This window comes from Pseudorhodoplanes sp., assembly GCF_035565795.1.
GTDB lineage: Bacteria > Pseudomonadota > Alphaproteobacteria > Rhizobiales > Xanthobacteraceae > Pseudorhodoplanes.
The window spans coordinates 1-9,685 of sequence record NZ_DATMRV010000061.1 but is presented as its reverse complement, the minus strand read 5'-3'; the positions used below and the strand labels follow the sequence as shown (position 1 = coordinate 9,685).

9 protein-coding genes and 1 pseudogene are annotated in these 9,685 nt (G+C 61.8%); 3 read left to right on the top strand and 7 right to left on the bottom strand.

All coding sequences use genetic code 11. From position 1 onward, the window contains the following. The 3 genes and pseudogenes from VNZ93_RS06610 to rimO form a co-directional block, all read right to left on the bottom strand. Positions 1-417, bottom strand: a pseudogene (locus VNZ93_RS06610) (hypothetical protein); the annotation flags it as partial. 303 nt (positions 418-720) lie between these two features. Further along, positions 721-1,551: an alpha/beta hydrolase gene (locus VNZ93_RS06605; protein ID WP_325701835.1), complete on the bottom strand. Its 831-nt coding sequence runs from the start codon at positions 1,549-1,551 to the stop codon at positions 721-723. Between the two features lie 69 nt (positions 1,552-1,620). Beyond that, a complete protein-coding gene (rimO, locus tag VNZ93_RS06600; protein ID WP_325701832.1) occupies positions 1,621-2,940 on the bottom strand; it encodes a 30S ribosomal protein S12 methylthiotransferase RimO in 1,320 nt (439 codons plus the stop codon). A gap of 302 nt (positions 2,941-3,242) precedes the next feature. On the opposite strand from rimO, the gene VNZ93_RS06595 reads away from it, so the two are divergent. Continuing rightward, a complete protein-coding gene (locus tag VNZ93_RS06595; RefSeq protein WP_325701830.1) occupies positions 3,243-4,157 on the top strand; it encodes a LysM peptidoglycan-binding domain-containing protein in 915 nt (304 codons plus the stop codon). A 13-nt stretch (positions 4,158-4,170) separates the two neighbouring features. Here VNZ93_RS06595 and VNZ93_RS06590 read toward each other — a convergent pair whose 3' ends face one another. Next, positions 4,171-4,569, bottom strand: a complete 399-nt coding sequence (locus VNZ93_RS06590) for a cytochrome c family protein (protein ID WP_325701827.1) — start codon at positions 4,567-4,569, stop codon at positions 4,171-4,173. Between the two features lie 30 nt (positions 4,570-4,599). Further along, positions 4,600-5,583 (bottom strand): MBL fold metallo-hydrolase, encoded by a 984-nt coding sequence (locus tag VNZ93_RS06585; RefSeq protein ID WP_325701824.1) that lies wholly within the window; start codon positions 5,581-5,583, stop codon positions 4,600-4,602. 211 nt (positions 5,584-5,794) lie between these two features. Here VNZ93_RS06585 and VNZ93_RS06580 point away from each other — a divergent pair, with 211 nt between their 5' ends. Both VNZ93_RS06580 and VNZ93_RS06575 read left to right on the top strand, forming a co-directional pair. Continuing rightward, the gene (locus VNZ93_RS06580) at positions 5,795-6,187 is read left to right on the top strand and encodes a c-type cytochrome (protein WP_325701820.1); all 393 of its coding nucleotides are present in this window, start codon (positions 5,795-5,797) and stop codon (positions 6,185-6,187) included. Between the two features lie 2 nt (positions 6,188-6,189). Beyond that, on the top strand, positions 6,190-7,491 hold the full coding sequence (locus VNZ93_RS06575) for an NAD(P)/FAD-dependent oxidoreductase (protein ID WP_325701818.1): 1,302 nt from the start codon (positions 6,190-6,192) through the stop codon (positions 7,489-7,491). 83 nt (positions 7,492-7,574) lie between these two features. Here VNZ93_RS06575 and VNZ93_RS06570 read toward each other — a convergent pair whose 3' ends face one another. Both VNZ93_RS06570 and soxC read right to left on the bottom strand, forming a co-directional pair. Further along, complete coding sequence (locus tag VNZ93_RS06570; RefSeq protein WP_325701815.1) at positions 7,575-8,282, bottom strand: cytochrome c; 708 nt, start codon at positions 8,280-8,282, stop codon at positions 7,575-7,577. Further along, positions 8,266-9,543, bottom strand: a complete 1,278-nt coding sequence (gene soxC / locus VNZ93_RS06565; RefSeq protein ID WP_325701812.1) for a sulfite dehydrogenase — start codon at positions 9,541-9,543, stop codon at positions 8,266-8,268. The genes VNZ93_RS06570 and soxC overlap by 17 nt, the downstream gene beginning before the upstream one ends. Between the last annotated feature and the right edge of the window lie 142 nt (positions 9,544-9,685).

The window sequence follows — 9,685 nt, the reverse complement described above, 5'->3', positions numbered from 1 at the left end:
GGTAATGCCGATGCGTCCTGTGAGGCTTGCCATCCACGGCGTGCGTGTTGAATCGAGCAGCGCAGGAGCGACCAGATTGTTGCTGTCGGCCTTCACCGCCGACGCGTTGAACATGCCCTGCACGCCGACCACGAGACGATTCATCTCGTAATCGCATCCGATCTGCCCGCCGCCGATGACGCCGTCGGCCTTGTGTGATGCGAGTTCTACGCCGCCCGGTAAATTCCAGGTGGTCGGCGCCCAGCCATATCCGATGTTGCCGCCGACATAGCAGCCGGTCCAATAGGTCTGGTGAACCGGAGCAGGCGGCGCCTTGTAAACCGGGTTCGGAAGATCAGCCGCTTGCGCGCGCGAGAATCCAAATCCGGATGCAATTATGAGTGCTGTGGCGCCAATAGTGACTGCAAGACGCTTCATTGCAGGATCCCCCCGCGGCTTCGCGACGTGCCACATTGCAAACATATTAGGGGCACGAATGCGGAGCCGGCGCAATGCAGCCGGACAGAAACAGTCGAGATGTGACGAAAAAAACACAGGAAAAATGCGGTAATTAGTAACGCGTCACCGCCACTAATAACGCTTCAGCGCCACTAATTTTGTGCCAGATACCGTTCAGACGCGTATGCTGTCGTCTGCTCCTGGCAAGGTGGAAGTGCAGGCGCGTGATCCTGCCGAGCCTCTGAAGCCACGACCTGGCGTCAGGAAGATCATCGAGACCATTCAGCGGCAGCGGCCAAAATGCTTTCGCAGCGCGGCCGCCAGCTCGGCGGGCTTTTCTTCCGGCGGGAAATGTGCGCAGTCGGGAATGGACAGCATTTCGAAGTCCTCGGCCAGCGGCTCTATGGCGCCCTGCATCGCTTCGCCCAGCCACAAGGCGCCCGCGATGGCGAGAACAGGCAGCTTCAGTTTTGAGGCAGCGAGCACCCGGTTCTGTGCTCCGGATTCGAAGATGGCGCGGTAGTATTTCAGCGTCTCGGCGAACGCGCCGGGCCGCGAATAGAGCCGTATATACTCGTCGACCGATGCGCGCGGAATTGCATTGGGGTGCGCGGCGCGGTGGCGGAAGATCCATTCAAGGATCACATGCTCGCGTCCACGGGTCAGGTCCTCGGCCAGGTCGGGCAGGTAATTGAACGCGAAGTGCCAGGTCTTCTTGGCTTGCTCGGGTGTGAAGGCGTAGGCGCTTCCCGGAGCGATGCCGGGTATCGCGGCTTCTATCAGGGTGACGCTGCGCAACGTATCGGGATATTTCGCTGCGAACGCATAAGCGATCCAGCAGCCGATGTCGTGACCGACCAGGTGAAAGCGCGGCAGGCCGAACTCTTGCGTCAGTTCGCGAAACAGATCCGCGATGCTCTGCATGTCGTAACGGGCAGTCGGCTGAGATGTGCCCAAAGCCGGCGGTTCAACCGCGATCACGCGATAGTCCGCCAGCAGCGGGATCAGCTTCTCCCAGGCCAGCGCCGATTGCGGCCAGCCGGAAATGAGCATCACCGGGTCGCCTGTCCCCGCTTCGTAGCATTGCAACGCCGTGTCGCCGACCGCCACCATCGACGCGCGCGTCTTCCCGAAGGTCATGCCATCCCGTCAATCGGCTTTTGTGTGCGTCAATAGTCGGGACTAGAAACCCACCACGTTCCCGTACAGATCGTACTCATCCGCGCGCTCGATCTTTACCTGAGCGAATTCCCCGACCCGCAGCGGGCGCCGGCTGGTCACATGCACGGCGCCGTCGATCTCTGGGGCGTCGGCCTTGCTGCGGCCCTTGCCGCCATAGGGCGTGAGTTCGTCGATCAGAACCTGCTGCCGCGTCCCGACCTTGCGCTTCAGCCGGCGCGCAGAGATCGCCTGCTGCTTCTTCATGAAGCGGTGCCAGCGTTCCTCCTTGATCTCCTGGGGCACTGCGCCGTCCAGTTCATTGGAGGTCGCGCCGTCGACCGGCTCGTATTTGAAACATCCGACGCGGTCGAGTGCGGCTTCGTCGAGCCAGTCGAGCAGGAATTCGAAATCGGCATCGGTCTCGCCGGGGAAGCCGACGATGAAGGTCGAGCGGATCGTCAGGTCGGGACAGACCTCGCGCCAGCGCGCGATGCGTTCCAGCGTTTTCTCCTGCGCCGCCGGCCGCTTCATACGCTTCAGCACGTCGGGGCTCGCATGCTGGAACGGGATGTCGAGATAAGGGAGCACCTTGCCGTCGGCCATGATCGGCATGATCTCGTCGACATGCGGGTAGGGATAAACGTAGTGCAGACGAACCCACGCGCCGAGTTCGCCGAGTTCGCGCGCCAGAGGCACGAACTTCGCCTGAACGTCGCGATCCTGCCACCGGCTGGTCGCGTATTTCGTGTCCACGCCATAGGCCGAAGTGTCCTGCGAGATCACCAGCAATTCCTTCACGCCGGCTTTCACAAGTCGTTCGGCCTCGCGCAGCACGTCAGCGGCCGGGCGAGAGACGAGGTTGCCACGCAGCTTCGGAATGATGCAGAAGGTGCAGCGGTTGTTGCAGCCTTCCGAAATCTTCAGATAGGCATAGTGCCGCGGCGTCAGCTTCAGACCCTGCGGCGGAACGAGATCGACATACGGCTCATGCACCGGCGGCAACGCGCGGTGCACCGCCTCCATCACGCTCTCGTATTGCTGAGGACCCGTGATCGCGAGAACGTTCGGATATTGCGCCGTGATCTTCTCCGGCTCGGCGCCCATGCAGCCGGTTACGATCACCTTGCCATTATCGGCCATGGCTTCGCCGATCGCGGCAAGCGATTCAGCCTGCGCCGAATCCAGGAATCCACAGGTGTTCACGATCGTCACGTCGGCGCCATTGTGTCCGCGTGCAAGCTCGTAACCCTCGGCGCGCAGCCGCGTGATGATGCGTTCGGAATCGACGAGCGCCTTGGGGCAACCAAGCGAGACAAAGGAGATGCGCGGCGCAGCGGTCATGATCGGGTTCTGAATGCGGAAAGCCGGGCGTTAGGGCAGCCGGATCGCAGGGTCAACCGCTAAATCGGACGAACCCGGACTGAAGCTGATTCTCACCCAAAAAGCGGGGCCTGCGGTAACATTTGCGGGACAGGCACTGGACAAAAAGCATTGTAATTTCAGTCTGTTACAGGCAAAAACCTGCGATCTTCGGAAAATCTTAACGAAATCCGCCTTTGATCCCGCCCAACGATGGCGTGCGTTTTCGGCTTCGCCAGCCCCTTGGCGCAAGCGGCGCGACGAACGCGAGGGCTGACAGCGCAATGTTCAAATTCCCGCATCTTGCGATGGTCGGTGCGCTGGCCGCAACCCTGACTGGCTTCGGATCGCTTTCCGTTTTCGAAGGCTTGCTGTGGCCGAGCAGCGCATTGGCGCAGCCACAACCGGCCACAGGCAAGGTCTATGTGTTCCGCGGGATGGGAGGTCGCCTGGCGTCGCTCGAGATGGACTATCTGAGCGACAAGATCGTTGCGAGCGGCATCGAGTCAGAGACCTATAATCATCTCAACTGGTCAGGTCCCGCGGATGAGGCAATCGCGCGCTACAAGCGCAATCCGCAACCGATCATGGCGATGGGACATTCGGCTGGCGGTGACGCCGCGCTTGCCTTTGCATGGAAACTCAAGAATGCCGGCGTGCCGGTCAGCCTTGTGGTCGCGTTCGATCCGACCCGCAAGGCGCCCACAGTGCCGAACAACGTTGACCGCTTCATCAATATCTATCAGTCGCTGAACTTCTTCGGTGGCGGCTATGTCCGCCAGGCACCGGACTTCCGCGGCCATTTCTCGACCGTTGACCTACGCAATTACTGGGAAGTGCTGCACGTCAACATGGTCAAGATCCGCGGGCTGCAGGACAAGATCGTCGCCAAGGTCGTTCAGATCTCGACGCTGCCGGTGCAGCTTGAGGGGCCGACCGTGCCGATCCGTTACATCATGCCGCGCAGCGAACCGATCGAGTTGTGGGATTCGGGCGTCGGTGTTCGCACCGAGCCGGGCGACACCGTACGAACGGTGGCGCAGCGCTATTCGGTGCCGGTCTGGGCCGTGGCGCAGCTCAACGACGTCAGCCCGAACAGGACCCTTCAGCCGGGACAGCGTCTGATCGTGCCGCGCCATCTGGAAGCGGCCGCCTTCGGTGCGCCGACGCTAACGAGCTACGCGCCGGTCCGGCACTAGCCATGAGGCGGCGCTATTGCGCCGCCTTTTTTCCGTCCTTGTCGAATTGCTTCAGGAACGCGGTCAGATCGGCGATCCGCTTTTCGTCTTTCAGCCCGGCATAGATCATCTTGGTGCCCGGGATCTTGGCGCGCGGGTTCTGGATGTATTCGGCGAATACTTTCTCGTCCCAGACGATGCCGGAATTCTTGTTCGCGTCCGAATAATTGTATCCCTCGATCGTTCCCGACTTGCGTCCGAATAGTCCATTGAGCACCGGGCCGACGCCGTTCTTCGCGGTCTCGCCGACCTGGTGGCACGCCCGGCATTGCACGAATATTTTCTCGCCGGCCGCGGCGTCGCCGGCGGTTTGGGCATGGGCGGCGCCGCCGAGTGCGGCAAAAATGAAAGCAGCGGCAGCAATCCTGTTCATGAGGTCCTCAAGTTGCAGGTCAGAGCGGGGTCAGAGCGGGATGAAACGGTAAGCGGGGCCGGAGCGTTCCACGGTGCCGAGGCCGGGCCAGGCAATGTGAAACCCGATCAGCGGGATTCGGTCATTCGTCAATTGGTCTAGCAGACGTTTGCGTGTGGCGATGCCCTGATCGCGATCGAGATCGGCGCCGATGCGCCAGTCCGGCCGTGCGAAAGAGATCGCGCTGTTGGTCAACACGTCGCCGCCGACCACAAGCCGCTGACCGCCATTTTCGACGAGCACGGCCATGTGGCCCGGCGTGTGACCGGGCGTTGCGAGATACGACAAGCCCGGACCGACGCTATCGCCATCCTTGCGCCGCTCGACCTTCTTCTCGATCGTCTTGAGGATGCGGCCTGTCCCCGCCGCCATCCCCTTCAATGCGTCGGGTACTCGCGCCGGCGTGTCAGGGTGGGTCCAGAAATCCCATTCCGCAGCTGACATGACGTAGCTGGCATTGGGGAAGCGATCGCTGTCGCCGAAATCGTCGATGACGCCCCACAGATGGTCGGCATGCCCATGCGTGAATACGACCTTGGTGATGCTGTCGGGCGCGATGCCCGCGGCTTCGAGATTCTCCTGAAGCTTTCCTGCCGTCGGCTGGAAGTTCGGTCCGGAGCCGGCGTCGATCAGGATGCGTTCGCCGCCTGTCTTGACCAGAACGACATTCGTCTGCGACGGCGCGCCGCCTTCGGGAAGGCCATGCGCCTTGAACAACGCGCCGGCCTCGGCGAGCGGCGTGTCCGGCAGCTGAAATGACAGCGGAATGTTGAGAACACCGTCGCTTACGATGGAGACTTCGATCGCACCGACCTTGTGCGTCACGGGTGCCGTTGCAGCGTAAGCCTGAAGGCGCGGGAGCGCGATCGCAGCGCCCAACCCTGCGAGCACGGCACGGCGATGCGGACGCCACAGTGTTGTGTCATCGCCTGTAATCTTCCGCGAATCCTGCTCGCGGATTGCGCGCTCAGTCATGACCATTCTCCCAACCAAAATGTCGATGCACCGCAGCGCAACAAAAAGTGTTTTCTGCGGCAGCCGGTGCGGAGAAGCGTCCTTTCGAGGATGGGGTGCGACATGGAAGCAAGTTTCAATTCGCTCGCGAGGCATTGACCAAAACCGTCAAGTCTGGCGGAGTCAAGAAGTTGTCTAAATCTCCTGTCCTCCAATTGCATCTGGGAGCCCTATGTCGAGATCGGCTTTGCAAAACGGAGCGGCACTTGCCCGCCGCGCGTCGATTGCGACGCTGTTTGGGCTCGGGGCCACGCTCACATTGGTTCAACCGGGTGCGGCGCAATCTGCAGCCGATGTCGTGGTGCTCGCCGGCCCTTGCGCCAACTGTCACGGGACCGACGGTCGTTCTCCGGGGCCGATCGTGTCGATCGCCGGGCGTCCTGAAGCCTTGCTGCTCGAGCAGCTGATGGCATTCAAGTCCAATAATCCGCCGCCCGGAACGACGATCATGAACCGTCTTGCCAAAGGCTATACCGACGAACAACTCGCCGCACTCGCCGCGCACTTCTCGAAGATCAGCGCGAATGCTCCTGCTGCTGCTCCGGCGAAGAAAAAGGGCAAGTGACAATGGCACATTCGAATGTCTCTCGGCGTCAGGCCCTCGCGTTGCTCGGCGGTGCAGGGGCGGGCGCATTCGCGTTTTCCATGCCGGCGATCGCGCAGCAGTCGGCAGGTCGCGTCGTTGTGGTCGGAGGCGGATTCGGCGGGGCGACGGCGGCTCGCTATCTCAAGCGCGGAAACCCGAAACTTTCGGTCACGCTGATTGAACCGGCGAAGCGCTTCTACACCTGTCCGTTCACCAACCTGTATTTCGGCGGGCTGCGGACGTTCGAACAGGAAGGCCACACGTTCGACGATCTGCGTCGCGCCGGCGTGCAGGTCGTGCATGAACGGGCGAGCGACATCGACACGAAGGCCAAGAGCGTGGCGCTGTCCGGCGGCCGCAAGCTGCCCTACGACAAGCTCGTGCTGTCGCCGGGTATCGACTTTCGCTGGGGCGCGCTTGAAGGCTATGACGAGGCAGCCGCGCAGCTCGCGCCGCATGCCTGGCAGGCGGGTCCGCAGACCACGTTGCTGAAGAAGCAGCTGGACTCGATGCAGGACGGCGGCCTGTTCATCATTGTCGCGCCGGACAATCCATTCCGCTGCCCGCCCGGGCCGTACGAGCGCGCCAGCATGGTCGCGCATTATCTGAAGACCAAGAAGCCGAAGTCGAAGCTTCTGATCCTCGATGCAAAAGACTCCTTCTCCAAGCAGGGCCTGTTCCAGGACGGCTGGAAGAAGTTCTACGCGGACAACCTCGAATGGGTTCCTCGCGCGAAGGACGGCAAGGTCGTCAAGGTCAACGCCAAGACGCTTGAGGTCGAGACCGAATTCGGCGGCAAGCACAAGGCCGCCGTCCTGAACGTCATCCCGCCGCAGAAGGCTGGCGCGATTGCTGACCGGGCAGGGGTGACGAACCAGAGCGGCTGGGTGCCCGTCAAACCGCAGACGTTTGAATCCACGCAGGTGCCGGACGTCTACGTGGTCGGTGACGCCACGATTGCCGCGCCGATGCCGAAGTCGGGGTTCTGCGCCAACGCGCAGGGAAAGGTCGCGGCGGCCGCGATCGTCGCTGCGCTCGCCGGCCGTCCGGCGCCGACGGCATCCTGGGCGAACACCTGCTACAGCCTGATCGCACCCGACTATGGCATCTCCGTCGCCGGCGTTTACGCGGTCGATGACGGTAAGCTGATCGAGGTCAAAGGTTCCGGCGGTGTCAGTCCGCGCGAAGCGCCGGACAGCTTCCGCAAGCTCGAAGCCGATTACGGCGTGGGTTGGTACAACGCGATCACACAGGACACTTGGGGCTCGAAGCCGGCCGTGTGATTGCACGTCGTGGCAGACGCAGGTTTCGAAAACGGCGGGCGAGCCCGCCGTTTTCTTTTGCAGGAGGCGTGCGCGTACACGCGTCAATCGTTTCGTGCGGCCGTGTCGCCCTCCGGCGTGACGTCGATCGCGCGGGCACGTCCGGTGATCTGCGCGGGACCCGGCGCGCAGTCCGTCATGCAGGGAGCTTTCGTCCAGAACGCTTTTTCCGTGACCTCGCGGTCGTCATCGAAAAAGTTGACTTCGTTCGGCAGCTTGATCGTCGTGAAGTTTTTGTCGCTCAGCTCAAAATCGTCCGACGTCACGATATCGTTGAGAAAGAGAACATAGGCCGTGATGGCATAAAGCTCGTCGTTTGTCAGAGTCTGCGAAGTGCCGAAAGGCATGGCCCGGCGGATATAGTCGATAATGGTCGACGCGTAGGGCCAGTACGAGCCGATCGATTTCACCGGATCATGGCTCGCAAGCGAGCCGTTGCCGCCTGACAGGATTGGCCAGCGTCCGGCGCTTTCGCCGAATTCGCCATGGCATGCGGCGCAGCGCTCCACATAGAGCGGCTCGCCCTGTTTCACCGTACCCTTGCCGACAGGCAAACCGTGACCGTCCGGACGAATGTCGATGTCCCAACCGGCGATTTCCTCCGCGGTGGCTTCGCGTCCGATATTGAGTTTGTTCACGGGCTTCGCTGAGTGAGCCTGCGTGGCCTGCGGCTTGTCTTGCGCCGGTGCGCTGACAGAAATCAGCGAGAGAAACGCGAAGGCGGCGAGGGCGGACTTAAGAGATCTCGACATTCTCCACCTCGCCATTCTTGTGCAGCTGCCAGGTCTGGATGCCGTTGTTGTGGTAGACCGAGTTGACACCGCGGACCTTGCGCAACTCTCCCTTCGATGGCTGAACGTAGCCGCTTTCATCCATCGCGCGCGATTGCAGGAGAAGTTCGCGTCCGTCCCAGTCGAATTCGTAATAGAAGCGGGTGAGCGCCTTGTCCCAGACCGGACCGTCAAGTCGTGCGGTGCGCCAGTTGCGGCCGCCATCCAGCGAGACGTCGACGCGGGCGATCTTGCCGCGTCCCGACCAGGCGATGCCGGACAGGACAGTGAAACCGGACTTGTGATTGAGGGGCGCCTGCGGCGACGGATTGGTGATCACGGACTTCGCGTCCATCACATAGGTGAAGCGGCGCGCCTTGCCGTTTTCTAGAAGATCCGTGTATTTCGATGTTTCCTCGCGGTGATGCCATGGCTGATCGCCGACCTCGATGCGGCGCAGCCATTTGACCCACATGTTGGCTTCCCAGCCGGGAATGACCGCACGCACCGGATAGCCGTTCTCCGGGTAGAGCATCTCGCCGTTCATGCGGTAGGCGATCAGAACGTCATCGAGCGCCTTGGCGAGCGGCAGCGAGCGGGTCATCGCAGCGGAATCGCCGCCTTCGAGCAGCAGCCATTTCGCATTCGTTTTGACGCCGGCCTCATTCAGGAGCGTCTTCAGCGGCACGCCGGTATACATTACGCAATGGACCATTCCGTGCGTGTACTGGCAGCCGTTGAGCTGCGCGCCGCGCCACTCCATGCCCGAATTGGCCGCGCATTCGCAGAAATAGGGGCGGTTGACGCGCGGCATGCGCTTGATGTCGTCAAGCGTGAAGATCAGCGGCTTGTCGACGAGACCATGCAGGATCAGCCGGTAATCGGCGGGATCGACTTCGGCGATGCCGGAGTGATGGCGCTCGAAGCAAAGCCCGTTGGGAGTAATCGGTCCGTCGAGCGCATGCAGCGGTGTGAAGCTGACCGAGCTTTCCCGTGAAGCGGTGAGCCATTCCACATCGCGGCGAATGATGCCTTTCTCAAAGTCGGATGGCTTGCCATAGGCGCGCACAGCGACACCTTCGCCGAGATTGCGCGTCCAGTCCGGTACGTTGGGTGGCTGGTTTGCCGGATTGCCTGAAGCAGATCCCTGCGGTCCGCCTGCATGCGCACCGCCTGCGGCGATAACGCTGCCTGCCGCGAGGCCGTTGCGAAGGAAACCGCGACGCGAGGTAAAGCCCTTCATGCGACGTCTCCCGGGCGGATCATTTTCAACAATGCGTATGTTTGCATGTGTTCGGCCAAAATTTTTTACACGCCTGTCACGCGAACGTTCGTCAGCTCCTTCGGAGCGACCACCTTCTTCTTCGCGAGATGATTGATCACCA